The sequence below is a fragment of the Paenibacillus canaveralius genome, assembly GCF_047238265.1.
In the GTDB taxonomy this organism is placed as follows: domain Bacteria; phylum Bacillota; class Bacilli; order Paenibacillales; family NBRC-103111; genus Paenibacillus_F.
The window spans coordinates 1,902,626-1,926,563 of the sequence record NZ_JBDFMM010000001.1; the positions used below are offsets into that span (position 1 = coordinate 1,902,626).

At 54.1% G+C, this 23,938-nt stretch carries 28 protein-coding genes, 1 tRNA gene and 1 pseudogene; all 30 read left to right on the forward strand.

The window, feature by feature from the left end; genetic code table 11:
- Window positions 1-14 precede the first annotated feature (14 nt).
- The 30 genes and pseudogenes from ABC395_RS08930 (at window position 15) to trpE (ending at window position 23,929) form a co-directional block, all read left to right on the forward strand.
- Entirely contained in the window at window positions 15-641 is a 627-nt protein-coding gene (locus tag ABC395_RS08930; protein WP_413002351.1) for a YphA family membrane protein, read from the forward strand.
- Window positions 638-1,546 carry a YIEGIA family protein gene (locus ABC395_RS08935; RefSeq protein ID WP_103995129.1) on the forward strand — a complete coding sequence of 303 codons (909 nt, stop codon included), beginning with the start codon at window positions 638-640 and terminating at the stop codon, window positions 1,544-1,546. The genes ABC395_RS08930 and ABC395_RS08935 overlap by 4 nt, the downstream gene beginning before the upstream one ends.
- A 79-nt stretch (window positions 1,547-1,625) precedes the next feature.
- Window positions 1,626-1,733 (forward strand): capping complex subunit for YIEGIA, encoded by a 108-nt coding sequence (locus ABC395_RS08940; protein WP_413006711.1) that lies wholly within the window; start codon window positions 1,626-1,628, stop codon window positions 1,731-1,733.
- Window positions 1,734-1,837: 104 nt separating this feature from the next.
- Complete coding sequence (gene der / locus ABC395_RS08945) at window positions 1,838-3,160, forward strand: ribosome biogenesis GTPase Der (protein ID WP_103995128.1); 1,323 nt, start codon at window positions 1,838-1,840, stop codon at window positions 3,158-3,160.
- A 12-nt stretch (window positions 3,161-3,172) separates the two neighbouring features.
- Complete coding sequence (gene plsY, locus ABC395_RS08950) at window positions 3,173-3,769, forward strand: glycerol-3-phosphate 1-O-acyltransferase PlsY (RefSeq protein ID WP_413002353.1); 597 nt, start codon at window positions 3,173-3,175, stop codon at window positions 3,767-3,769.
- A 35-nt stretch (window positions 3,770-3,804) separates the two neighbouring features.
- On the forward strand, window positions 3,805-4,845 hold the full coding sequence (locus ABC395_RS08955) for an NAD(P)H-dependent glycerol-3-phosphate dehydrogenase (protein ID WP_413002355.1): 1,041 nt from the start codon (window positions 3,805-3,807) through the stop codon (window positions 4,843-4,845).
- 88 nt (window positions 4,846-4,933) lie between these two features.
- Entirely contained in the window at window positions 4,934-5,206 is a 273-nt protein-coding gene (locus ABC395_RS08960; RefSeq protein ID WP_103995125.1) for a stage VI sporulation protein F, read from the forward strand.
- 141 nt (window positions 5,207-5,347) lie between these two features.
- Complete coding sequence (locus tag ABC395_RS08965) at window positions 5,348-5,641, forward strand: 2Fe-2S iron-sulfur cluster-binding protein (RefSeq protein WP_042228465.1); 294 nt, start codon at window positions 5,348-5,350, stop codon at window positions 5,639-5,641.
- 9 nt (window positions 5,642-5,650) lie between these two features.
- Window positions 5,651-6,286, forward strand: coding sequence for a nucleotidyltransferase family protein (locus ABC395_RS08970; protein WP_413002358.1), 636 nt, complete (start codon window positions 5,651-5,653; stop codon window positions 6,284-6,286).
- A gap of 119 nt (window positions 6,287-6,405) precedes the next feature.
- On the forward strand, window positions 6,406-6,759 hold the full coding sequence (locus ABC395_RS08975) for a 2Fe-2S iron-sulfur cluster-binding protein (RefSeq protein ID WP_413002360.1): 354 nt from the start codon (window positions 6,406-6,408) through the stop codon (window positions 6,757-6,759).
- A gap of 47 nt (window positions 6,760-6,806) precedes the next feature.
- Window positions 6,807-7,565 (forward strand): hypothetical protein, encoded by a 759-nt coding sequence (locus ABC395_RS08980; protein ID WP_413002361.1) that lies wholly within the window; start codon window positions 6,807-6,809, stop codon window positions 7,563-7,565.
- 290 nt (window positions 7,566-7,855) lie between these two features.
- Window positions 7,856-9,334, forward strand: coding sequence for a stage IV sporulation protein A (gene spoIVA, locus ABC395_RS08985; protein ID WP_009672005.1), 1,479 nt, complete (start codon window positions 7,856-7,858; stop codon window positions 9,332-9,334).
- 282 nt (window positions 9,335-9,616) lie between these two features.
- Window positions 9,617-9,889, forward strand: a complete 273-nt coding sequence (locus ABC395_RS08990; protein ID WP_009671985.1) for an HU family DNA-binding protein — start codon at window positions 9,617-9,619, stop codon at window positions 9,887-9,889.
- Between the two features lie 124 nt (window positions 9,890-10,013).
- A tRNA-Pro gene (locus ABC395_RS08995) sits at window positions 10,014-10,090 on the forward strand.
- Window positions 10,091-10,287: 197 nt separating this feature from the next.
- On the forward strand, window positions 10,288-11,580 hold the full coding sequence (locus ABC395_RS09000; RefSeq protein ID WP_413002363.1) for a PQQ-dependent sugar dehydrogenase: 1,293 nt from the start codon (window positions 10,288-10,290) through the stop codon (window positions 11,578-11,580).
- An 89-nt stretch (window positions 11,581-11,669) separates the two neighbouring features.
- On the forward strand, window positions 11,670-11,891 hold the full coding sequence (gene mtrB, locus ABC395_RS09005; RefSeq protein WP_009672001.1) for a trp RNA-binding attenuation protein MtrB: 222 nt from the start codon (window positions 11,670-11,672) through the stop codon (window positions 11,889-11,891).
- A 71-nt stretch (window positions 11,892-11,962) separates the two neighbouring features.
- Complete coding sequence (locus tag ABC395_RS09010) at window positions 11,963-12,496, forward strand: hypothetical protein (RefSeq protein WP_413002366.1); 534 nt, start codon at window positions 11,963-11,965, stop codon at window positions 12,494-12,496.
- Between the two features lie 347 nt (window positions 12,497-12,843).
- The gene (locus tag ABC395_RS09015) at window positions 12,844-13,443 is read left to right on the forward strand and encodes a heptaprenyl diphosphate synthase component 1 (protein ID WP_413002368.1); all 600 of its coding nucleotides are present in this window, start codon (window positions 12,844-12,846) and stop codon (window positions 13,441-13,443) included.
- Between the two features lie 14 nt (window positions 13,444-13,457).
- Window positions 13,458-14,207: a demethylmenaquinone methyltransferase gene (locus ABC395_RS09020; RefSeq protein WP_413006712.1), complete on the forward strand. Its 750-nt coding sequence runs from the start codon at window positions 13,458-13,460 to the stop codon at window positions 14,205-14,207.
- On the forward strand, window positions 14,188-15,072 hold the full coding sequence (locus ABC395_RS09025) for a UbiA-like polyprenyltransferase (protein WP_413002370.1): 885 nt from the start codon (window positions 14,188-14,190) through the stop codon (window positions 15,070-15,072). Before ABC395_RS09020 ends, ABC395_RS09025 begins: the two co-directional genes overlap by 20 nt.
- On the forward strand, window positions 15,069-15,704 hold the full coding sequence (locus ABC395_RS09030; protein ID WP_413002371.1) for a UbiX family flavin prenyltransferase: 636 nt from the start codon (window positions 15,069-15,071) through the stop codon (window positions 15,702-15,704). Before ABC395_RS09025 ends, ABC395_RS09030 begins: the two co-directional genes overlap by 4 nt.
- Window positions 15,664-16,527, forward strand: coding sequence for a menaquinone biosynthesis protein (locus ABC395_RS09035; protein WP_413002373.1), 864 nt, complete (start codon window positions 15,664-15,666; stop codon window positions 16,525-16,527). The genes ABC395_RS09030 and ABC395_RS09035 overlap by 41 nt, the downstream gene beginning before the upstream one ends.
- Window positions 16,524-17,498, forward strand: coding sequence for a polyprenyl synthetase family protein (locus ABC395_RS09040; RefSeq protein ID WP_413002375.1), 975 nt, complete (start codon window positions 16,524-16,526; stop codon window positions 17,496-17,498). Before ABC395_RS09035 ends, ABC395_RS09040 begins: the two co-directional genes overlap by 4 nt.
- A 124-nt stretch (window positions 17,499-17,622) precedes the next feature.
- Window positions 17,623-18,066, forward strand: a complete 444-nt coding sequence (gene ndk / locus ABC395_RS09045; RefSeq protein ID WP_009671982.1) for a nucleoside-diphosphate kinase — start codon at window positions 17,623-17,625, stop codon at window positions 18,064-18,066.
- Window positions 18,067-18,192: 126 nt separating this feature from the next.
- Window positions 18,193-18,972 carry a CheR family methyltransferase gene (locus tag ABC395_RS09050; protein WP_413002378.1) on the forward strand — a complete coding sequence of 260 codons (780 nt, stop codon included), beginning with the start codon at window positions 18,193-18,195 and terminating at the stop codon, window positions 18,970-18,972.
- 61 nt (window positions 18,973-19,033) lie between these two features.
- Window positions 19,034-19,198 (forward strand): hypothetical protein, encoded by a 165-nt coding sequence (locus ABC395_RS09055; protein ID WP_181024370.1) that lies wholly within the window; start codon window positions 19,034-19,036, stop codon window positions 19,196-19,198.
- Window positions 19,199-19,392: 194 nt separating this feature from the next.
- Window positions 19,393-20,557 (forward strand): annotated as a pseudogene (aroC, locus tag ABC395_RS09060) (chorismate synthase).
- 1 nt (window position 20,558) lies between these two features.
- Complete coding sequence (gene aroB, locus ABC395_RS09065) at window positions 20,559-21,653, forward strand: 3-dehydroquinate synthase (protein ID WP_413002380.1); 1,095 nt, start codon at window positions 20,559-20,561, stop codon at window positions 21,651-21,653.
- Window positions 21,654-21,655: 2 nt separating this feature from the next.
- A complete protein-coding gene (gene aroH / locus ABC395_RS09070; protein ID WP_413002382.1) occupies window positions 21,656-22,033 on the forward strand; it encodes a chorismate mutase in 378 nt (125 codons plus the stop codon).
- A gap of 351 nt (window positions 22,034-22,384) precedes the next feature.
- The gene (gene trpE, locus ABC395_RS09075) at window positions 22,385-23,929 is read left to right on the forward strand and encodes an anthranilate synthase component I (RefSeq protein WP_413002384.1); all 1,545 of its coding nucleotides are present in this window, start codon (window positions 22,385-22,387) and stop codon (window positions 23,927-23,929) included.
- Window positions 23,930-23,938: the final 9 nt, after the last annotated feature.

Sequence of the window (23,938 nt, forward strand, 5' to 3'; positions counted from 1 at the left end):
TAGGGTGACAAACTATGAATCCAGGTTATCTTGCTTCCGTACTCCTCGCCATCTCTGTCATATTTCTGCTCAGCGGATGGCGGGAAATTTTTATGAGAAGTATATCCGGACGCGACATACTTCTTTTTTTTGTGTTCGCGCTGCCTGCCGCCCTAATGACCGTTTCAGCGGGAGGGGCACTCATCAACGGAACGGTCCCCGTGGCCGTCTGTACGGCGCTTCTGATCGCGGTCCGCAAGAAGAGCCTTTGGGAAGGCGGGCATCTTTTTGCGACCGGTCTGCTGCTCGGTGCCGTTCATCTGCTGATGCTGGAGCTGTACAGCGTGGATCCGGTCATGATTGTGCTGAAACCCGAATGGGATATTGCCCTTGTCCTTGCGGTATTGGTAATGGGAATGCACCGGGGAGCAGCCGAACAATACGTGTCTTTGACGGTATCCATGATTGCGGGAGACCTTTCTTTTGCCTATATGCACCACGGCTTGATGCCGGTTCATCTCGGTACACCCTCGTTTCTGGATAAATGGTGGCTCTCCTTTTTTACGGCGCGGATACTGACCGTCTTCCTTGAATGGATATATTCGGGATGCAGGACGACCGCCCGTCATTGGATCCGGCGAAAGCGAGGTTGGAGGAAATGATAGCGCATATGTTGTCGCAAAAAGAAACGGTCGCTGTCTTTGTCGGATTGTTTTTCGGCATCGCGTCCCGTCTGTATTTGTTACGAACGGATTATCGTCAATATCCGACTTATCCCCACGGCAAAATCATTCATGTTTCGCTGGGGGTGATTGCGGCCGGTCTCGGTGCGGTTGCGGTACCGGCGCTGCTCGACAAAAATTACACGGCCGTCACGTTCTTGACCGTTGCGGCTCAACAGTTCCGCGATGTGCGGAATATGGAGCGCCAAAGCTTGATGCAGGTGGATCAAATGGAGCTGGTGCCTCGCGGCGTCTCCTACATTGAAGGCATCGCCATGGTTTTCGAAGGACGAAATTACCTCGTCATTTTCACGTCTATGATGGCGTCTCTGTTTACCCTCGTTTTTGCCTGGTATTGGGGGGCGGCTGCCGGACTGGCTGCCGTCGGAGTATCGATTTATTTCAAGACGGGAAAAAATATGACCCATATCGCGGATATCCGGATCAGCGAAGTCCGGCTGGACGGCCCTAATCTGTATGTCGGCGATATTTATATCATGAACGTCGGCCTGGAGAGCGACCGGGAGCTCATCGGAAGGCAGGGGGTAGGCCTGCTGGCCGTTCCGAAAAATCCCGACGCCCGCGTGACACTCGCTAATCTGGGCCAGCGCCAGGCTATCCTGCACGATATTTCCACCGTCCTCGGAGTTTACAGGGATAGCGGAGAACCAGCCTTGATGCCGATGGCCAAGCTGCATCTGGATTCGGGGACGCTCGGAATTTTCGTCCTTCCTCAAGTGAAGGACGCACAGAAAGCGGCGGCCGCGCTTAAACGGGTGCCGGTTCTGGAAAGCGCCATCCGCATGCCAACGGAGTCTGCGGCCGGACCCAACAAGGAGGCGTAACAAATGGCAACGATTAAAGCCGTGGCGGTAGTGGAAGGCGTTAAAGTCGACGGAGGGGCTCCCATTTTTTATGCAAAAGATGAAACCGAACTTCAGCAGTCTCGCTTTCAATCTGGAGAAAATTCTGGATGTCAACGCTCACGTTTTAAAACCGGGAACGTTCATTCTAGTCGACCATAAGGGATAACGTTCACTAAAACATTAGCCAATCCAGCGCTTTTTTGCTATGATGAAGAATGTGAAATTTCCAATAATGAGAATTTGAGTGACCATCAGTAAGGAGTGAACCGAATGGCAAGACCCATTCTAGCGATTGTGGGGCGTCCGAACGTCGGTAAATCGACGATATTTAACCGGATAATCGGCGATCGGCTGGCCATCGTTGAAGATAAACCGGGCGTGACCCGAGACAGATTGTACGGCATCGGCGAATGGCTGGACCGGGAGTTCAGCGTCATCGACACCGGCGGTATCGAAGTCGAAGGCGAAGATCAGATTATGAAGTCCGTCCGTGTTCAGGCCGAGCTCGCGATTGAAGAAGCGGACGTTATTATTTTCATGGTAGACGCCAAAGCCGGCGTTACCTCGGCGGACCAGGAAGTGGCCCAGCTTCTTTTCCGGTCCCGCAAGCCGGTTGTCCTGGCTGTCAACAAGGTGGACAACATTCAGCGGCAGGATGAGATTTACGAATTCTACAGCCTCGGTTTCGGGGACCCGATCGGGATTTCAGGCGCGCACGGCATCGGAATCGGTGATATGCTGGAAGCCGCATCCGCTCATTTCCCGGATCATGCGGACGAAGAATACGGCGAGGAAGTCATCAAGGTCGCGCTGATCGGACGACCGAACGTCGGGAAGTCATCGCTTGTAAACGCCATCCTCGGCGAAGACCGGGTCATTGTCAGCGACCAGGCCGGTACGACCCGGGATGCGATCGATACGCCTTTCGAGCTTGACGATCAGAAATATGTCATTATCGATACGGCCGGCATGCGCAAACGCGGTAAAGTGTATGAGAATACGGAGAAATACAGCGTAATGCGCGCCATGAAAGCCATTGAGCGCGCCGACGTCGTGCTTGTGGTCATCAACGGCGAAGAAGGGATCATCGAGCAGGACAAGCATATCGCCGGCTACGCGCACGAAGCGGGCAAAGCGGCTATTTTCGTCGTCAACAAGTGGGACGTGGTGGAGAAGGACGACAAGACCATGCACCAGTTCACGCAGAAGATCCGCGATCACTTCCTGTTTATGACGTACGCGCCGGTTCTGTATGTATCCGCCCGTACCACGCAGCGTGTCCAGAAGCTTCTGCCCATGGTCAACCAGGTGGCGGAGCAGCATACGATGCGCGTTCAGACTCACGTGCTCAACGACGTGGTCTCCGATGCGGTCATGTTTAACCCTCCTCCGACCGACAAAGGCAAGCGTCTGCGTATTAACTATGCCACGCAAGTTTCCGTTAAGCCGCCGACCTTTGTTTTCTTTGTAAACGAGCCGGATATGATGCACTTCTCATATGAGCGCTATCTCGAAAACAAAATTCGCGGAGCTTTCGGTTTTGAGGGAACCCCGATCCGTTTGTTCACGCGAAGAAAATCCGACGACGAATAGGGGAGAGTTCGTTTGATCTACATCATTCCCGTAGTGGCAGCTTATTTGCTGGGTTCGCTCAGCTTCAGCTTTATAATTGGGAAATTGGTCAAGGGGATTGACATCCGGGCGCACGGAAGCGGAAATGCCGGAGCCACCAACACGCTCCGCGTGCTGGGCAAAGGACCGGCCATTCTGGTACTTGCGCTGGATGTCGTTAAAGCGATCCTGGCTGTGTGGATCGGCAAGTGGATGGCTCCGGACTTGATCTGGGTCCATGTCGCTTGCGGGCTTGCCGTAATTATCGGTCATAACTGGCCGGTATTTTTCGGTTTCCGGGGCGGTAAAGGCGTAGCTACCGCCATTGGTGTAACGGCTACCCTGTGCTTTCTCCCCGCGCTTTTTGCGGGCCTCATCGCGATCGCTTCCATTGTTCTTACCCGTTACGTTTCGCTCGGCTCCCTGCTGTTTACGGCACTCTTACCTTTTTTCGTGTGGGGCATGGGAAGACCGGTCGAGATTTTGTGGGGCGTTATCGTAATCGGGCTGTTTACTTTTTGGCGGCACCGTACAAATATCAGTAAACTGGTTCAAGGCCGAGAAAATAAGATCGGCTCCAAAAAGGCGTAGCCTGCTCGATGAATCGGCTTAGAAGGGAGACAGCCATGACTAAACACGTATCCGTACTGGTAGCGGGAAGCTGGGGAACGGCTCTTGCCTCCGTACTGGCCGCCAACGATCTGGACGTAACGATTTGGACGAGAAACGCCGGACAGGCGGAAGAGATCAACACTTTACATACCAACAGCCGTTATTTGAAGGACATCGCGCTGTCCCCCCGCATCCGTGCGACTACATCGATTCGCGAAGCGGTTGAGAACAAGGACGCCGTCGTATTCGTGGTGCCGTCAGCCGGAATGCGCGAGGTGGCGTCTCAAGTGAGAGAATTCTTAAGCCCGGACACGCTCGTGATTCACGCGACCAAAGGATTCGAATCGCTCACGCTCAAAAGGATGACCACCGTGCTGGCCGAGGAGCTCCCGCAGTGTGATCCGGGACGAATCGTCGTTCTGTCGGGTCCGAGTCACGCGGAAGAAGTGATCCGGGAATGCCCGACGACCGTCGTTGTCGCGTCCCCGACGATCGAAGCGGCCGAAGCGGCGCAGGACCTGTTCATCAATTCGTATTTCCGCGTCTACACGAACCCTGACGTAACGGGAGTCGAAGTGGGCGGGGCACTCAAAAATATCATCGCCCTCGGGGCGGGGCTTTCCGACGGTCTCCAGTTCGGCGACAACGCGAAGGCGGCCCTCTTAACCCGGGGACTCGCCGAAATCGCGCGCCTCGGCGCGGAGATGGGGGCCAACCCGATGACCTTTGCGGGCCTTGCGGGAATCGGCGACCTGGTTGTCACCTGTACCAGTACGCACAGCCGCAACTGGAAAGCGGGCTATCTACTGGGGCAGGGGGAACCGCTGGACCAGGTCCTCGATAAGATGGGCATGGTCGTCGAGGGCGTTAAAACGACGAAGTCCGCCTACGCGCTTGCCCAGGAATACGGCGTCACCATGCCTATTACGAATGAACTTCACCATGTTCTGTTCGAAGGCAAAACCCCTCGTGCGGCGGTTGAAGATCTGATGGGCCGCGGCCGTACGCATGAGATCGAAGAGGTCGCCAATCAGACGGATAAATGGATTCTGTAGCCTACACCATTCCTGCCGAGCCTTCATACACTACCATAGATTCAAGTCCAGTTCCTTATAGCGGACAATATGGTTGGGAGGCGGCAGTGTGCCTAAAAATCCGAAAGACATTCTTAATGCCGTTAAGAAAAAAACGGGTAAGAGCGTAACCGAGAAAGATATCCAGAAACTGGCCAGCGGTGTCAAACCGTCAACCGTTCAGGATGAAGCGCAGCTGAGGCAGCTGATTAAGCAGGTTTCCCAGCTAGTCGGGATCAACGTCCCCGAAGAAACGGTAAGGGAAATCGTCCAGGCGGTTAAAAGCAGCAAGCTGGACGGCAACAACATGCAGCAGATGATGAATCTCATCATGAAACAATAGCGGTAACGCCAGCGCAGGGGACCGTGGGAAGCCGGAAGGCAGCCCGCGGTCCTTTTGCCCGTGATTCACAAAGTTTCCGCCGAAATGCTATAATCAACCTAGGAATGAAGCAGCATCGCTTACACAAAGGGGGAAACATACATGATTACACTGCGTACGAGAAAAGGGGACAAGACCGTCGAAAGCGAGACGGGGCTTACCGTACTTGAGCTGGCCCTCAAACATAAACTCGAGTGGGGACATTCCTGTAAACGGGGAACCTGTGCCCGCTGCAGATGCTTCGTCAAAGAAGGCCGGGAACGGCTCGCGCCGCCGACGGAAGCGGAACTTGACCGTTTGGAGCCCGAAGAAATCGAGCTGGGCTATCGTCTTGGGTGTCAGGCTGTGATTCAGGAGACCGGCGACGTTTCCGTTACTCACAAGCCTTACTTCTAGGAGGTCGCCATGAAAAGCGAACGATCAACGGAGCGGCAGACGGAGCACGAAACATCCCGGGATCTCCGTTTGGAAGAATCGCTAGTTCTGGGCATGCGGCAGGCGGCCCGTCTGCTTAACGGCACCGGTACCGGCTGGCTGATCGGCGGAAGCTGTGCTCTGGCCCTGCAGGGCGTGGAAATCGGAGCACAGCCGCGGGATCTGGACCTGTATGTCGATACGGATCAGGCGGCAGCGGCTGCCCGCATTCTGAAGCCGTATGCCGTCGATGAGCAGAAGCTGGACCGCACGGGCATCTACGAATCGCTGCTCAGTCATTACGCGATCGGCGGCATTCAGGTGGAGCTCGTGGGCGGGTTTAAAGTGTGCGCGGCGGGATCGCAGTACACGGTCGAAGCAGCCTACTTAAGGGAGAAGTACGCGGAGGTGCGGCAGTTGGCAGATGAGAGGGTGGCACTAATGCCGCTTGCGCACGAACTGCTCTTCAACATCCTGCGTGATCGTCCCGACCGGTACGAGGCTATCGCAAAGACGATCAACGGCTGTCCGGGCCGGTATGAAGCCGTCCTGACAGACCTGTTGTCCCGAAACAGCTGGGGAGAGCCCGCTTTGTCAACCGTCAGGCGCCTAATTCCGGGCTTATAGAAGTATGCACCGGTTTCCGCGGCTTCGGCCTTCTTCTCATGACCTGAGGCCCGGCTGGGCCCAGTAACAGGAACCGGTTTAGAAGTAAGCAAATCTCGTAGACAGAGGGAGGGGCGAAAATGAACCGGACCAACCCGAAGGTGACGTTTATGCCGGACAACCGCAGCGCCTCCGTCCGCTTGAATACCACCCTGCTGGATGCCGCGAGGCGGGCCGGTGTGCACATCCGCACCCGGTGCAGCGGGCAGGCGGCCTGCCTGATGTGCAAAGTGCACGCCGGGGATCAGAGCGGCCTGGCCGAGCCGAACAAGAACGAGCGGCTCAAGCTCGGCGGCCAGCTGCAGGAAGGGCTGCGTCTGTCCTGTCAGGCGAGGATCACGGGCGATGTGACGGTGACCGTCCCCGAAGACCCGCTGAAAGCCGCCGTACGCGCCCAACTGGCCAAGCAGCGGGAAGAGGATGACTGGCCTTAGAACCGATTCCACAGCAATTCGTGAGAAACAAAACCAAAGGAGAACCGATGATGACGATCGTAAAGGGCGCTCTTGCCGGGCGTCTTACGGTACTGATGGCCGCTTTGTTTTCGCTGGCATTGCTCGGCGGCTGCATGTATCCCAAAGAAATGCGCAAAGAAAATCAGACGAATCCGGGCGAGTTTATTGCCGTAGTCCAGCAGAGCATCGACGAGTATCATGCCAAAAAAAGCGTTTACCCCATTAAGAACAGCGAAATGGACACACCGCTTTATGAAAAGTACGTGATTGATTTTCAGAAGCTGAAAAACAGCGGCTATTTGTCCAACCTCCCGGGCAATGCTTACGAGAGCGGCGGCGATTTTATTTATGTGCTCACAGATCCCGATACGAAGGCCAAAGTAAAGCTTTTCGATCTGGTGGCTTACCGGACCACGGACGACGTTCAGAAGAAAGTAAACGACTATATCAGCAAAAACAACGGCGCCGTTCCGGGCGGGGAGACCTATTCCCCGGGCTTCAAGTATGTGGACTTCGGCAAAATCGGCATGAAAACGCCCGAAATCAAAAGCGTCTATAACCGTCAGAGCCTGATTAATTTCCTTGTTCATGACTCCGGCAAAGTTGCGATTGATTATGCACCCGATCTGGCTCAAAAAATCAGGGACAAGCAGCTTCAAGCCGCGCTGAAGGACGGTCAGGACCTCCTGCCTCTTCTGGTGGAAGACTCCCATTTCGTTCCTGTTATGTCCTTTGAGTACAAATGGGACAGCGCGACAAGCAAACCTGTCCCCTTCTTGAAATAGTCCGGCGGGCAGATACCGCAAGGCGGCTTTACATACCGTATACGGATTTCCGAACCCCTTTTTTCCGCGATGGAGAAAAGGGGTTTTTCGCGTCCGGCGCATATTCGGGTACCGGTGCTCATATATTTTTTCAGAGATTATTGCCAGGCATATTTCGACGACCGGCACATATATTTGTTACAAGTCCAAATGATGTACGAGTTATGTCGCATACGGATGGCAAAGGGAAGGCCGGCTGAAGAACGTATCGTGGCTCTCGCTTCATTTAACAACCTGTAGGAGGGATTCTCTTGGAGAAAGTGGATATCTTTAAAGACATTGCTGAGCGAACGGGAGGAGATATTTACCTGGGGGTCGTTGGAGCGGTCCGTACGGGAAAATCGACCTTCATCAAACGCTTCGTGGAATCAGTTGTACTGCCTAACATCCAGAGTGAAACCGATCGCATCAGAGCCACGGATGAGCTCCCGCAGAGTGCGGCAGGGCGCACGATTATGACGACCGAACCGAAGTTCGTGCCGAATAACGCCGTGCAGATTTCCGTAGCGGAAGGGCTTAACGTCAACGTCAGACTGGTCGATTGCGTCGGCTATGCGGTGGAAGGCGCGAAAGGCTACGAGGATGAAAACGGTCCCCGGATGATTTCGACGCCTTGGTTTGACGAGCCGATCCCCTTCCAGGAAGCGGCTGAAATCGGCACGCGCAAAGTCATTCAGGAACATTCGACGCTGGGGGTCGTCGTGACGACCGACGGAACGATTTCAGATATTCCGCGTTCGTCTTATGTGCTGGCGGAAGAAAGAGTCATCGCGGAGCTGAAAGAAGTCGGCAAGCCGTTCATCGTTGTGATCAACTCGCAAAAACCGAACAGCGAGCCGGCCCAGGAACTCCGCAGCGAGCTGCAGAGCAAATACGACATCCCCGTCGTGACGATGAGCGTAGCGACGGCAGGCGAAGACGAGATGATCGGCGTGCTCCGTGAAGTTCTGTACGAATTTCCGGTGCATGAAGTGAACGTAAACCTGCCGAGCTGGGTGATGGTGCTTCCGGAGAAGCACTGGCTGCGCACGCATTTCGAAAATTCCGTCCGCGATACCGTCCAGGACATCCGGCGACTGCGCGACGTAGAGCGGGTTGTCGGACAATTCTCCGAATACGAGTTCATTGACAGGGCGGCCCTTGCGGGAATGAACATGGGGCAGGGTGTGGCCGAAATCGACCTGTACGCACCGGATGAACTGTACGATAAAATTTTGGTCGAAGTGGTCGGCGTGGAGATTCGCGGTAAAGATCACCTGCTTCAGCTGATGCAGGAGTTCACTCACGCGAAGAGGGAATACGACCAGTTCGCCGAAGCGCTGGAAATGGTCAAAACGACCGGTTACGGCATCGCGCCGCCTACGCTGGCGGAAATGGCGCTGGATGAGCCGGAGCTTATCCGTCAGGGTTCCCGCTTCGGTGTGAGGCTGAAGGCGACGGCTCCTTCGATACATATGATCCGTGTCGATGTGGAGTCGGAGTTTTCCCCGATTATCGGAACGGAGAAGCAGAGCGAGGAGCTTGTACGCTACCTGATGCAGGACTTCGAGGACAATCCGCTCAAAATCTGGGAGTCCGATATTTTCGGCCGCTCCCTGCACTCCATCGTACGGGAAGGCATTCAAGGAAAGCTCGCCATGATGCCGGATAACGCCCGCTATAAGCTGCAGGAAACGCTCGGACGTATTATCAACGAAGGCTCGGGCGGACTCATCGCCATCATTTTATAACGAGCTTGACATTTCGCTTTTCTTCCATGATCAATGGGGGAATTCTTCAGAGAACTTCACGTTCTCCAAGAATTTCCCTGTTTTTTTGTGCATTTTCCACAAAATCAGCGACTTTGACTTGAAATAAGCTCTAGCGTATATTACTATAAGTTTGTTTCGTTTTCTTCGGTACTCGTTTTTCGTTGATGGGCTTGGGCTTTTGCCCGGTTCATGTATATTTTTTAACGAAACGGTGAAAACAGAAAGTAAAACAGTAGATATTTTGGGAGGGAGGTGAAAGGCATGAATAAATCCGAACTGATTGCTAAAGTATCTGAGACCTCCGAGCTTTCCAAGAAGGATGCGACGAAAGCGGTTGACGCGGTGTTCGATGCAATTTCCGAAGCTCTTCAGCAGGGCGACAAAGTTCAGCTTGTTGGTTTCGGCAACTTCGAAGTTCGCGAGCGCTCCGCACGTAAAGGACGCAACCCGCAAACAGGCGATGAAATCGAAATCCCTGCAAGCAAAATTCCTGCTTTCAAACCTGGCAAAGCGCTGAGAGACGGCATTCAATAATCGCTTCTCTTACATATGGATTTTGTGTAGACCGTGTGCCTTCGGGCGCGCGGTTTAGTTTTTATTGCCTCCTTTTTTCCGCATTGACAACTTGCGATTATTCGGTATAATAGGGATACGGCGTCGGGGTATGGCGCAGTCTGGTAGCGCGCACCCTTGGGGTGGGTGAGGCCGTGGGTTCAAATCCCGCTACTCCGACCATGAAACCTATACATAACTCAAATGCTTTCGATCGGGATGAATTCCGGACGGAAGCATTTTTTAATGCTTTCCTTCCGGCGGGGCGAGAAGCTCCCGGCAAGCGGTACACGGCATTACATGACGGCGGGCGCTTTTTTTGGAAGGGGCGCCCAATTGTGTTACGATAGATCCAACAAATCCGCAGGAGGGAAACGAACATGCGGCAGATCGGTTTAACAGGTGTTAATAGCGTTCTGTTTACGGCGGGGGCGGCGATAGCCGTCATGACGGCAGGGTGTGAAGGAAAGCCGGCTTCCACGGGAGGCGCGGGAGTCGGCTCTGCCGGCACGGAAACGCCCGGACCGGCAAAGGCCGGAAGCGCGCAGGAAAGCGGCTCCCGGAATGCTCCCGTCGTGCCGAAGCTCACGGAACAGAAAGCGGCGGACTACACGCAGGAAATCGTGGCTTCCGGCCTTAATGTGCCATGGGAGATGGTTATCGCGCCGGACGGTCGCCAATTCTTCACGGAGCGGCCCGGCCAGCTTCGGGTGATCCGGAACGGCAAGCTGCAGGAAAAGCCGCTTTTAAAGCTGCGGGACCCTTTTATCAGCAGCGGGGAAGGGGGCCTTCTCGGTCTGGCGCTTGATCCCGGCTTCGCCGTCAATTCCTACCTGTACGTGTACCACACGTATTCCGGCGGAGGCGAAACGAAGAACCGGGTGCTTCGGCTGAAGCTGCAGGGTGACGAGGCGCAAATAGACCGTGTGCTGATCGACGGGATACCGGGCGCGGAGAATCACAACGGCGGCCGGATCAAGTTCGGCCCGGACAACATGCTTTACATCACGACGGGCGAGAAATATGATCCGCCTCTTGCCCAGGACAAAAACAGCCTCGGCGGTAAAATTTTGCGGATAAAGCCGGACGGTTCGGTTCCGGAAGACAATCCGTTCCAAGGCTCGCCCGTATACTCCTGGGGCCACCGCAACGCACAGGGCCTGGCATGGGACCCGCGAAACGGTGCGCTGCTGAGCTCCGAACACGGACAATCGGCTCATGACGAGCTGAACGTCATCGTTCCCGGAGGCAATTACGGCTGGCCTCTGATCGAAGGGGACGAAACGGGCTTGCCCGGGGCGGCCGGCCCGCTGATCCCGCCGCTTCTTCACAGCGGCAGAGACACGTGGGCTCCTTCGGGAATGACGTTCATCCGCCAGGGGCCCTGGCAGGGGCGGCTCGCCGTCGCGGGGCTGAGAGGAACGAAGCTGCTGCTGTTCACGCTCGAGCCGGAACGCGCAACGGCTTCCGGAGCGGCGTCTTCCGTGCCCGGCTACAAGCTGACCAAGGCGGAGGCCGCTTTCGACGGCAGCTTCGGACGGCTCCGCTCGGTTACGGAAGGCCCCGACGGCTCTCTGTACCTGCTGACGAGCAACCGGGACGGACGGGGGAAACCGGCGGGAGACGACGACAAAATCATCCGCCTTAAACCGAAGCGGTCCGGCACGGAATAAGGGTTGACAGGCGGCTTCTTTTTAAAGCATGATAAATTGTAAGCCATATACGACGGACAAGCAGTACGGATAGAAGGGGGTACCGATTTATGGATCAGACACAGGGAGATTATTTTATCATTAAGGCGAAGGAAAACGGCGTACATGTGATCGGCCTGACAAGAGGGCACGACACGCGCTTTCATCATACCGAAAAGCTGGACAAAGGCGAGGTTATGATCGCCCAGTTCACGGAACACACTTCGGCGGTGAAAGTCCGCGGCAAGGCGCTGATCATGACGAAGTTCGGCAACATCGAAACCGAACAATAATTTGCGTCGGCAGGCATAGCCTGCTTTTTTTCATTGTACAATGGGATATAGACAGGAGGTGCCCTTGTACGATGAACAAAATTGCCCGTCTGTTGACGATAGCCGGTCTGTCGGCGGCCGTTGTGCTCGCTTTGGCGTTCGTCCCGTTTCTCGACAGAAAGAACGGCGGTCGAGGCTCCGACGCTTGGAGAACCATCTCCGGTCCGGAATTGACGGAGGCCAACCTGCCCGATTACGTAAACGGTCTGCCGCTTCAGCTTCGCGTGCGCAAGGTGGAGCTTACCCATTCCATTCTTTCGCTGGATTTGCTCATGCCGGGAACGGCGGAGAAGAGAGTGGTTTACGGGGATCTGCTGCGGATCGCGCAGTCGTCCCTGCTCCGCACTTCCAACATTAGCCGGGTACTCGTCAGGGTTGTGGAATACGGCTCGAAGCCGGCCGATAAAGGCCCGCAGCTCGTTATGGCGATGGAAGCCGCCCGCACGGAGGCGAAGGCGCTGTCCTCCCTGAAGGGGACCGACGGAGAAGACAAGGTAGCTGCCGAGCTTCAGCGCAGATTTCTTCTCACCTTTACAAAGAAATGGCAGCAGCACTTTCCAGAATAATTGCTTGTGCGCCGCTCAAAAGGTTATGCTATAATTACTTAGATACGATCTATGAAACTGGCACACGTACGGAGGCTTTTGTATGAACCCATATCGGATCCCTGAGATCGCTAAACAATATACGGATTATGACATGATCCGCCAGCATACGGATCTGCCTGATTTCCCGAACTTCCGGGCGCAGCTTCTGTATGCTTTTTTGAGCAGGGATTCCCGGCTTAACCCTTCGTCCGAATTGTTTGCGCTCGTCACTTCGCTTGTCCAGATGGGACTCGATACGCATGACGAGGTAACGGTTTCTAATGAGGTGAAAGAGAAGAAAGCCGCCAGATCCCGTCAGTCTGAAAGTGCTGGCCGGCGATTATTTCAGCTCGCGTTTTTACCACCTGCTTTCGCAGGCGGGTCAAATCGACCTGATCAAACGGCTGTCCACGGCCATCTGCGAGCTCAACCGGCTCAAAACGAACCTGTACGTGACGATGAAGCATCTTAAAGTCACGGCGGAGGACTACGTGAGGCAGTCCGTAGATATCAAGTCTCATCTGTTCAAGTCGTTCGGCGGACTGATGGAAGAAGTAAACCGCCGTGCCTGGCCTGAAATTCTCGAAGCGTTTACACGCTGCGAAGTGATTTTCAAGGAAATTTTCCGTTCGGAGTCTCTTCAGGATTTCCACGGGAGCTGGGGCTACTGGCACATTATCCAGAACGGCTCCAAGGAAGAGCGCAAGCTGCTCGAAGCTCAGGAGCAGGATCCGGCTAAACTTAAAGCTTTGATCCACAAATACAACGTGCCGTCCCAATTGTACAACCTGCTTGCGGCCCAGCTTCAGCAGCTGGAAGCGAAAGTAAAGCAGCTTGACTCGGACAAGCTCGCAAGTGAACTGTTTCACATTGGCGAGCCATTTTTTCGTTTCATTTCCAAAACCAGGTTACTGGAAGAGAGATAAAGGTGGGGAAAGCCGTGCAAGGCAAAACGAAAGAACAATTCGTTCATTCCGTGTTTGAAAGTATTGCGCCCAAATACGATAAAATGAACAGCATCCTAAGCTTCCGCAGGCACAAGGCCTGGCGGAAATTTACGATGGCCAAAATGAACGTAAAGCCGGGCTCGACCGCGATCGATATTTGCTGCGGCACCTGTGACTGGACGATCTCCATGGCGAAGGCAAGCGGCACCGGACAAATGGTCGGGCTGGATTTCAGCCAGAACATGCTCGATTACGGTGCGGGCAAGATCCGTGAAGAAGGGCTGGACAACCGGATCCGCCTCGTGCACGGCAATGCCATGAGCCTCCCTTTCGACGATAACACTTTCGATTATGCCACCATCGGGTTCGCGCTCCGGAACGTGCCGGACGTGGAGCAGGTGCTGCGTGAAATGCAGCGCGTCGTAAAACCGGGCGGACTCGTCGTTTCTCTTGAGCTGTCCAAGCCGACTTGGCGGCCTTTTAAAGCTTTGTATTATTTTTATTTTCAGAAAGTGCTTCCGGTGCTCGGCAAATTGATTGCCAAGTCTTACGAGCAGTACAGATGGCTTCCGGAATCGCTAATCAGTTTCCCTGACTATAAACAGCTTGCCGAAATTTTTCGCGGAACGGGGCTTCACGAAGTCGAAGCTTACCCGCTGACCGGAGGAATTGCGGCGCTTCACATAGGCGTCAAAGGGAATTCGAGTCAGGAGAGTAAGACAGATGCGACAACTCATTCATAAAACAAAAATTTTCCTGGAAATGATCAAATTCGAGCATTCCCTTTTCGCTCTTCCTTTCGCTTATATGGGCTCTATTCTTGGAGCCGTTGTGGAAACGGGGGACCTGCCGACGTGGACGCAGATTATGTGGATCACGCTTGCGATGATCGGCGCCCGCACGGCCGCGATGTCCCTGAACCGGGTCATCGACAAGAAGTACGACAAGAAAAACCCGCGGACGGCAAACCGGGCGATCCCGGCGGGCCTGATTTCAGTCGCTGAAGTGACGGTATTTATTATTCTTTCATTCCTGCTGCTTTTCTGGTCAGCTTACCACTTGAACATGCTGTCCGTTTACCTGCTACCGGTTGCGGTCTTTTTTCTTGTCTTTTATTCGTACACCAAACGGTTTACGTGGGCGTGTCATTTTGTTCTCGGCATTACCCTTGGCCTCGCCCCGCTCGGCGGATGGGTGGCGATTACCGGAGGAATCACGCCGGCCGCGCTTATCCTGTTCATCACCGTAGCGATGTGGAGTGCCGGCTTCGATCTGCTTTACGCCTGTCAGGACGTGGAGTTTGACCGGGAAGAAGGTTTGCATTCCTATCCGAGCCGCTTCGGTATTCCGACGGCACTGATTACGGCGCGCGTTCTTCATACGCTGACCGCCGTAGGTCTTATCTCGCTCTTCTTTATGACGAACCTCAGTTGGTGGTACCTTGTCGGCATCATTATCGCGTACATCATTTTGTTTTACGAACACCGTCTTGTTTCACCGACGGATTTGTCTAAGCTGAATACGGCATTTTTCACCATGAACGGGATACTCAGTACGGTTGTATTCGTCTTCACGCTGGTGGATGTACTGGTGGAGACGTTCCGATGAAGAAGCGCGGCTGGGTCGTCGGAATTACGGGGGCAAGCGGCGCGATTTACGGGGTGACGCTCATTAAGGAACTTCTGAAAAGAGGCGTTCCCGTCCATCTGGTCATTACGGATGCCGGCTGGCGGGTGCTTCATGAGGAACTGGATTGGGTGGTTACCAAGCGAAAAGAAACACTGGAAACTCACTTCGGCGGTTTGCCGGGTACGTATGAGTATTATCCGCTTCAAGATATCGGAGCCGGCATAGCTAGCGGTTCGTTCCGGACAGAGGGCATGGTCGTTATGCCGTGTTCGATGGGGACCTTGGCGGGAATTTCCCGCGGAGCCTCGGACAATCTTCTGGAGCGTGCCGCAGACGTAATGCTGAAAGAGGGACGCAGGCTCATTCTGGTTCCCAGGGAGACGCCTCTGCATGCCATTCACTTGGAGAACATGCTCGTCCTTGCCAAAATGGGCGTGAAACTGATTCCGGCCATGCCGGCCTTCTATCAGAAGCCGGAGACATTGGAAGACATCGTGGCCTTTCTCGTGGGGAAGGTACTAGACAACATGGATCTGGATCATGAATTGTTCAGAAGATGGGGAGAAGGCAATGACGACAACAGAGAAGAAACTGCGCATCGGGAGAATTGAATTTACGAACGCTTGGCCTGTGTTTTACCATTTTCCGGTGCAGAAGCTGGCAAATTCAGTTGAATTCGTAAGTCAGGTTCCAACCGGTTTGAACCGGGCTCTGGCTGCCGGAGAGATCGATATGAGCGCGATTTCTTCGTTTTCTTACGGAGAAAACTTCCGGGATTACGTTCTGTTTCCCGATTTGTCGGTCAGCGCTTACGGCTATGTGAATTCACTGCTGCTATTTCATAAAAAACCGCTGGAGCAGCTGAAAAACGGAAAATTTGCGCTTCCGACCACGTCCGCTACGACGACGAACCTGCTGAAAATCATCATGAACAAAAAATACGGCGGCAATCCGACTTACAGTTATGCTCCTCCCGTGCTGGAAGACATGATGAAAGACAACGACGCGGCGCTTCTGATCGGCGATCATGCCATCAAAGCCGGCTGGCAGGACAGCGGGTATATGGTAACCGACCTGGGGCAAGAATGGAAGGAATGGACCGGCCATTGGATGTCATTTGCCGTATGGGCCGTCCGTAAAGATACCATCGAACGATCTCCGGAGCTGGTTAAAAACATCTTTGACGGTTTTGTGGAAAGCAAACGCAAGTCGCTGGAGGACCTTACGGGCGTTATTAATGAAGCCGTCCTCAAAATCGGCGGTTCGGAATCTTACTGGGAACATTATTTCAGAAATCTTTGCTACGAATTCGGTCCCGAGCAGTGGAGCGGTCTGGAACTGTATTACCGCTATGCTTGGGAGCTTGGTTTTTTACCGGAAGAGGTCTCCATCCAGATCTGGTCCGATAATACGAGGGTGCGGGTGACGGAATGAAAATTCTTAACATATACGTGCGCAAGAAAAAAGACGTGGGCGCCATCGAGCGGGAACTGGAAGCTAACCTGCAGACCGACCACGCATTATTGACGGAAACGTCCATGCATCTGCTAAAGGCCGGGGGCAAAAGAATCCGGCCTGTTCTTGTCCTGCTGGGCGGTGAATTCGGAACCTATGATATTGAACGGCTGAAAATGATAGCGGTGCCGCTGGAGCTTTTCCACTCGGCTTCGCTCGTCCACGACGATGTGATCGACGATGCGGACACCCGGCGCGGCCAGGATACCGTAAAGTCCAGATGGGACAACCGGATTGCGATGTATACCGGGGATTTTATTTTTGCCAAGGGGCTTGAGATTGCGGCCAGGCTGGAAGATCCGCGTGTCCATATGATCCTGTCGAAAGCGCTGGTTGAAATGTCCATCGGCGAAATGGAGCAGATTCGTTTCTTCTTCCACACGGAGCAGACGCTTCGCGATTATCTTCTCCGCATCAAACGGAAGACGGCTCTGCTTATCGCGATTTCCTGCCAGCTCGGAGCTATGGTGGCGGGAGCCGACGAATACGTATCCAACCGGCTGTATGCATTCGGCTACAACGTCGGGCTCGCTTTCCAGATCCGGGACGATATCCTGGATCTGTGCGGCACCGAGAAGGAGATCGGCAAACCTCCGGGAAGCGATATCAAACAGGGCAATATTACACTGCCCGTCATTTTCGCCCTGCAGGAGGAGAAGCTGCGGGTTCCGATTCTGAGCGAGATCGACCGCATCCAGAAAGCGGACGGGCAGACGGACGTCAGCCGCGTCCTGGACATGATCCGCGGCAGCGGAGGGATCGAGAAATCCAGCGCTCTTGCCGACCGCTATATCGCAAAAGCCATTGCGGCTCTGGATACGCTTCCGAATATCCGGGCCAAGCAGGATCTCATTCAGGTCGCCCATTTTATCGGCAATCGGACGCACTAATTTACCTTATATCGGCCCGGCGGTTTTCCGGTTTCACGAATGTGTGCAATTGTTCATTGTACGTGCTGCTGAAACGGTGGTACAGTAAGAGAGATTACTTTTCTACCAATTGGAGGCAGATTACATGGAAAAAACTTTTCTAATGGTAAAACCGGACGGCGTCCAGCGCGGACTGATCGGAGAGATCGTCAAGAGACTGGAGCAGAAAGGCTTCCAGCTGGTAGCCGCTAAACTGATGCTGATGACAAGAGAGCAGGCGGAAGAACATTATGCCGAACATAAAGGCAAAGACTTCTTCGAACCGCTCGTTGAGTTTATTACTTCCGGTCCCGTATTTGCCATGGTATGGCAGGGCGAGCAGGTAATTGCGCTTTCCCGCATTTTGAACGGTAAAACGAACGTGCTGGAAGCGGCTCCCGGAACGATCCGCGGCGACTTCGCCTTACATACGAGATTAAACCTGATTCACGGCTCGGATTCACCGGAGAGCGCGGAGCGTGAGATCAACCATTTCTTCAAACCGGAAGAAATTTTGGATTACAAGCGCGACGTATCCCGCTGGCTGTAAATCGGACACAACCTAGGGAAAAAGATATGGGCATTTTTGCCTATATCTTTTTCTTTTTTGCAGGAGAATTTGCCCGTGACAGGGAATATCAACACCTGGACAAATACATCAGAGGTGGGATACAACTTGGAAAACGACGATTTTCCGTTATTTATCCGCAAAATCAAAGAGTTCACATCGATAGATCTCGCATTATACAAAGAGGCCCAGATGAAAAGGCGCCTTACTACGCTGCGGATCAAAAAAGGCTACAACACCTTCTCGGCCTATTTCGAGGCCATGTCGAAGGATAAAGAATTGTTTTACGAATTTCTGGACCGGATGACCATCAACGTCTCCGAATTTTGGCGCAACCCGAACCGCTGGGAAGTGATGGAGCAGAAATTTTTGCCGGAGCTCAGAACCGCAAGCCGGAATCTCAAGGTCTGGAGCGCGGCCTGCTCGACAGGCGAGGAGCCGTATACGCTGGCGATGATTTTGTCCCATATGGGCGCTTTGCGCGACGCCTCCATTCTTGCGACCGACATTGACGAAGGAGCGCTGGAAAAGGCGCGGCGCGGCATTTATGTGGAAAGATCGCTTAAAGACGTTCCGCCCCACTATGTGAAAACGTATTTCAAACAGGAACAGCTCGGTTTTCACGTTTCTGACGAACTCAAAAAAGCGGTGAAATTCCAGAAGCAGAATTTGCTGGAGGACCGATTCGACAGCGGCTTCGACCTAATTGTGTGCCGCAACGTGATCATTTATTTTACGGAAGAAGCGAAGCACCGGCTGTATCAGAAGTTTTCAAAAGCGTTAAAACCGGGCGGCATTTTGTTCGTCGGCTCCACCGAGCAGATCTTTTCTCCGGCCCAGTACGACCTCGAACCAGCGGATACCTTTTTTTACCGGAAAAAGGGGTAGGATGTATAACTTTTCCTTTTGAAACCGATACTTGGAGTACTGTCTTTCAAGGAGGACTCAAATGGATAAACGTAAAGTTATTTCCGCTTATCGCCGGGGCTTTATCACCATGCAGGAGTGCGCGCAGATTCTAGGCATAGATTCCGTGCAGATTCTCGGGATGATGAACGACCCAAAGATGGCCGATCCGTCCGGCCCCTGGCAGAAGCAATCCGCCGGAGGCTGACGATCGGAAATCGGGGTGCGGCGGAAACCGGATAAAACACGCTTTGGTGCCACGGGTACGCAGGGCGTGTTTTTTGTGCGCGCGGTTGTCAAACGCATAGGGGTATACTATAATGATAGAAAAACTTAGGCACTTGAAAGCGCTAAAGTGTTTGTCGGTACCGTAGTTGTACGGATTAGAAGGGAGCAAGAGTAGTGAGATACTTAACGGCGGGGGAAACGCATGGTCCGCAGCTGACTGCGATCATTGAAGGATTTCCGAGTAATGTGACGATTGATTTTGAAGCGATGAATTTCCAATTACATAGAAGGCAGAAAGGCCACGGACGCGGACGCCGGATGCAGATCGAGAAAGATACCGCAAGCATTGTCGGCGGTGTGCGCCACGGCAGAACGACGGGTGCGCCGATAGCCCTGGTGGTCGAGAATAACGACTGGAAGCACTGGACTTCCATTATGAATATAGAAGAGCAGCCGGATACGGACGAAGGAAAGCGCCGGGTTAACCGGCCGCGTCCGGGGCATGCGGATCTCAACGGCGGTTTGAAATACAACCAGCGCGACCTCCGCAACATCCTGGAGCGCTCCAGCGCCAGAGAGACGACGATGCGCGTCGCTTGCGGCGCCGTCGCGAGACAGCTGCTGGAAGCGTTCGGCATCAAGCTGGCGAGCCACGTGGTTCGCATCGGCGAAGTGGAGGCGAAATCTCCGCAAGCTGCCGATCGACGAGCTCATCGCGATTACGGAGCAGTCTCCCGTGCGGGTGACGGATCCCGAAGCGGAAGCGGCGATGATCGCGGCTATCGACGCGGCGAAGGCCGACGGAGATACGCTTGGCGGCATCGTGGAAGTCATCGTGGAAGGCGCTCCGGTCGGACTGGGCAGCCACGTGCAGTGGGACCGCAAGCTGGACGGCCGGATCGCTCAGGCGGTTCTGTCTATCCAGGCGTTCAAAGGCTGCGAAATCGGAATCGGATTCGAAGCGGCCAAGCTGCGCGGCTCCAGCGTACATGACGAGATTCAGTATGATCCCGAGAAGGGCTTCCGCCGGGCGAGCAACCGTGCTGGCGGTTTCGAAGGCGGAATGACGACGGGCGAACCGATTGTCGTAAGAGGCGTCATGAAGCCGATCTCCACTCTATACAAACCGCTGCAAAGCGTTGATATCGATACGAAAGAAGCTTTCACGGCTCAAGTGGAACGCTCCGATACCTGTGCCGTGCCGGCCGCCGGTGTCATCATGGAGAACGTGGTGGCCTGGGAAGTCGCGCAGGCGTTCATGGAGAAATTCGGCGGTGATTCTCTTGAAGAGATCCGCCGCAACTACGAGAATTATTTGAAGCAAGTGGAGACCTACTAAGATGATGGAGCTGAAAGTTGATCTCGGCGAGCGCTCGTATCCGATCTACTTGGGAGAAGGGCTGCTTAAGGACTGCGCCGCGTATTTCGATAAACATGCCATCAGCAAGCGCGCTCCGCTGCTGGTCGTGACGGATGAGTCGGTCGCGCGCTATCATCTTCAGCCCGTCATGGACAGCCTGACAGCCGGCGGATATAAGGCTTCTTCTTTTATCGTACCTCCGGGTGAGGGCTCGAAATCTCTGCAGATGCTGGAGAAAATCGTTACTGCCGCTCTTGAAGCCGGGCTGGACCGCAAGTCCACTATTGTCGCTCTGGGCGGAGGTGTCGTCGGAGACCTCGCCGGTTTCGCCGCGGCAAGCTTTATGAGGGGCATCGCCTTTGTCCAAATGCCAACCACTATTCTGGCTCATGACAGCAGTGTCGGGGGCAAAGTTGCGGTCAATCATCCTTTGGCGAAGAACATCATAGGGGCTTTTCATCAGCCGGAGATGGTGTTGTACGACGTCACGACTTTACAAACCCTTCCGCGGCGGGATATTTCCGCGGGATTCTCGGAAATGATCAAGCACGGCCTGATCTGGGACGCGGGCTTTGTGACGTGGCTGGAAAACAACCGGGAGAAACTGCTGTCCCTGGACCCGGAAGCTCTGCAGTACGGCCTCTATCAGGGCTGCAAAGTTAAAGCTCTGGTCGTGTCGCAGGACGAGCGCGAGAACGGCCTCCGGGCGATCTTGAACCTCGGCCACACGATCGGCCACGCTCTGGAGGCGGTCGCGGGCTATAACGAACTCCTGCACGGCGAAGCCATCTCTATCGGGATGGTCGGTTCGGCACGGCTTGCCATGAAGCTCGGTTACTCCGAAGACATCTACACGGTGACCAAACGCATCCTGGAAAGCTTCGGCTTGCCTGTCCGTCTGCCGGAACAGTATGACACGGCCCGTATTATGAGCGCACTGATGCACGACAAGAAGTTCAAGGAAGGCACCATGACGTTCATTATTCCTACGGCTGTCGGGCAGGTGGAAATCCGCAGCGATGTCCGCCGGGAATGGGTGGAAGAAGTCGTGGAACAACTAAAGCGGGAGGCATAATCATGTTCGTTAGAGGAATCCGCGGCGCAACAACCGTGGAAAACAACGAAGAAGGACAGATTCTGGCGGCTACGCTGGAGCTTTTGGAGAAGATTGTCCAGGAGAACGACGTTAAGCCCGATGAAATTTCCTCGGTGTTTATTACGGTTACCAAGGAACTTACCGCAACGTTCCCCGCAAGAGCCATTCGCCAGATGCCGGGCTGGGATCTCGTACCGCTTATGTGCTCCATCGAAATCGATGTGGACAACAGTCTTCCGAAATGTATCCGGCTTATGGTGCTGGCTAATACGCCTAAACGCCAGGATGAAATGAAGCACATTTATTTAAAAGGCGCGCAGGTGCTGCGTCCGGACATTGTGAAATTGACAAATCCCTAACCGGGGTAGTATAGTCATTATAGATGAGTAGAGCTTAGACGAGATCAGTTGAGAAGAGTAGAGTTGAGCGAAGACAGCGCATATCGATCGTTAGCATTTCGCATGAGTTGCGAAAGGACGATAACAGCCGTTCCATCCCTTACGTAAATCAGAGGGGTTCTGTAGTTTTATTCTACGGAGCGGAACTTTAGGCTTATAGCCGGTTTTTTTACCGAACCCATTGGCTATAGTGACGATGCGCCTTGAATGTTCTGCACTCTTACCAATCAAATGAACTCAACCAAACCTCTACGGATGCGTAGAGGTTTTTTTATTTTTACAAATGCTGCCCGTAGAAAGGGGAAAACAAGAATGAATACCGAGCTTCAAGAAGTGATCCGCCTGGGAAAAGAATACAATCTGATACCGATTGTACGCTGCCTGCTGGCGGATACGGAGACACCGATCCGAGTATTTCAGCATGTTGCCGACGAGAAACGCGCATTCCTGCTTGAAAGCGTAGAGGGCGGCATTAAATGGGCCCGGTATTCGTTCATCGGCACAGACCCGTTTCTCATTATCCGGGCACGCGACGGCAAGACTCATCTGGAGACGCAGGGAAGAACAATCACGACGGAAGAAAAACCGCTTGGGGCTTTGAAAAGCCAGCTTGCGTTATTCCGGAGCCCGTCGATTGAGGGACTGCCCAGATTCACGGGCGGAGCGGTCGGATTTTTCGGATATGACCTTCTCCAATACTATGAGAATCTTCCCAAACACCGCGTCGATGATATTCAGATGGACGATATCCAGTTTATGTTTTGCGATCAGGTCATCGCTTTCGATCACTTTAAACAGCAGATGAACGTGATCGCGAATGTCCACATTCCCGATGGGGCCAGCGAGGAAACGATAGCGGAAGCTTACCGGCAAACCTGTCTAAAGCTGGACGCGACGATACAAAAGCTCAAGAAGCCGCTTCCGACCGGCATGATGACGCACAGCGAAGTGGAAACGCCGACGGATCTGGACGGCTTCCGTTCCAATTTGAGCAAAGAGAAATACATTTCCAACGTGAAGGCGGCCCAGGAATATATAAAAGCCGGAGATATTTTTCAGGTTGTGCTTTCCCAGCGTTTCGAGACGGATACGGATGTCTCTCCGCTGCAGGTGTACCGGGTACTCCGGACATTGAATCCTTCTCCTTACATGTACTATTTGAAAATGGACGACGAAGTCATAGTAGGAACCTCTCCCGAAATGCTGGTGCGCGTGGAAGACGAGAGAGTGGATACCCGGGCGATTGCGGGCACGCGCCCGAGAGGCAAATCCCCCGAACAAGACCTTGAGCTTGAGCAGGACCTGCTTGCGGATCAGAAAGAACGCGCGGAGCATCTGATGCTGGTGGATCTTGTACGCAACGATGTGGGCCGGGTTGCCGAGTACGGCACGGTCGCCTGCGACAGCTTTATGCAGATCGAGCGCTACTCGCACGTGATGCATATCGTCTCGAACGTATCGGGGACGATGAACAAAGAGAAGGACTTCTTCGATGCCTTCATATCCTGCCTCCCGGCCGGGACGGTATCGGGAGCACCGAAGCTGAGAGCGATGGAGATCATTGCCGAGCTGGAGAACGAGAGAAGAGGCACATACGCCGGAGCGATCGGCTATCTTGGCTTCTCGGGGAATATGGATTCGGCCATTACGATCCGGACGATCGTTTTCAAAAACGGCAAGGCGTACATTCAGGCGGGAGCGGGAGTCGTCTACGATTCCGATCCGGAGAAGGAATACGAAGAGACGGTGAACAAGGCCCGGGGCATGATGACGGCGATCCGCACCGCGGAAGCGATGTTCAAGCGGGCGGCGGATAATCCGAACCTCGACTACTATGTCCACGTCCCGGCCTTTTAAGCGGGAAGG

Bases quoted from the DNA above. Each gene is read 5' to 3' on its own strand.
- ndk (WP_009671982.1), top strand. From the start codon at position 17,623: ATGGAAAAAACTTTTCTAATGGTAAAACCGGACGGCGTCCAGCGCGGA.
- ABC395_RS08980 (WP_413002361.1), top strand. From the start codon at position 6,807: ATGATGACGATCGTAAAGGGCGCTCTTGCCGGGCGTCTTACGGTACTG.
- aroB (WP_413002380.1), top strand. From the start codon at position 20,559: ATGATGGAGCTGAAAGTTGATCTCGGCGAGCGCTCGTATCCGATCTAC.
- ABC395_RS09010 (WP_413002366.1), top strand. From the start codon at position 11,963: ATGAACAAAATTGCCCGTCTGTTGACGATAGCCGGTCTGTCGGCGGCC.
- der (WP_103995128.1), top strand. From the start codon at position 1,838: ATGGCAAGACCCATTCTAGCGATTGTGGGGCGTCCGAACGTCGGTAAA.
- ABC395_RS08975 (WP_413002360.1), top strand. From the start codon at position 6,406: ATGAACCGGACCAACCCGAAGGTGACGTTTATGCCGGACAACCGCAGC.
- ABC395_RS08965 (WP_042228465.1), top strand. From the start codon at position 5,348: ATGATTACACTGCGTACGAGAAAAGGGGACAAGACCGTCGAAAGCGAG.
- trpE (WP_413002384.1), top strand. From the start codon at position 22,385: ATGAATACCGAGCTTCAAGAAGTGATCCGCCTGGGAAAAGAATACAAT.
- ABC395_RS08930 (WP_413002351.1), top strand. From the start codon at position 15: ATGAATCCAGGTTATCTTGCTTCCGTACTCCTCGCCATCTCTGTCATA.
- ABC395_RS09035 (WP_413002373.1), top strand. From the start codon at position 15,664: ATGACGACAACAGAGAAGAAACTGCGCATCGGGAGAATTGAATTTACG.
- ABC395_RS08940 (WP_413006711.1), top strand. From the start codon at position 1,626: ATGAAACCGAACTTCAGCAGTCTCGCTTTCAATCTGGAGAAAATTCTG.
- ABC395_RS08955 (WP_413002355.1), top strand. From the start codon at position 3,805: ATGACTAAACACGTATCCGTACTGGTAGCGGGAAGCTGGGGAACGGCT.
- aroH (WP_413002382.1), top strand. From the start codon at position 21,656: ATGTTCGTTAGAGGAATCCGCGGCGCAACAACCGTGGAAAACAACGAA.
- mtrB (WP_009672001.1), top strand. From the start codon at position 11,670: ATGGATCAGACACAGGGAGATTATTTTATCATTAAGGCGAAGGAAAAC.
- ABC395_RS08990 (WP_009671985.1), top strand. From the start codon at position 9,617: ATGAATAAATCCGAACTGATTGCTAAAGTATCTGAGACCTCCGAGCTT.
- ABC395_RS09025 (WP_413002370.1), top strand. From the start codon at position 14,188: ATGCGACAACTCATTCATAAAACAAAAATTTTCCTGGAAATGATCAAA.
- ABC395_RS09040 (WP_413002375.1), top strand. From the start codon at position 16,524: ATGAAAATTCTTAACATATACGTGCGCAAGAAAAAAGACGTGGGCGCC.
- ABC395_RS09055 (WP_181024370.1), top strand. From the start codon at position 19,034: ATGGATAAACGTAAAGTTATTTCCGCTTATCGCCGGGGCTTTATCACC.
- ABC395_RS09000 (WP_413002363.1), top strand. From the start codon at position 10,288: ATGCGGCAGATCGGTTTAACAGGTGTTAATAGCGTTCTGTTTACGGCG.
- ABC395_RS08970 (WP_413002358.1), top strand. From the start codon at position 5,651: ATGAAAAGCGAACGATCAACGGAGCGGCAGACGGAGCACGAAACATCC.
- ABC395_RS08935 (WP_103995129.1), top strand. From the start codon at position 638: ATGATAGCGCATATGTTGTCGCAAAAAGAAACGGTCGCTGTCTTTGTC.
- ABC395_RS09030 (WP_413002371.1), top strand. From the start codon at position 15,069: ATGAAGAAGCGCGGCTGGGTCGTCGGAATTACGGGGGCAAGCGGCGCG.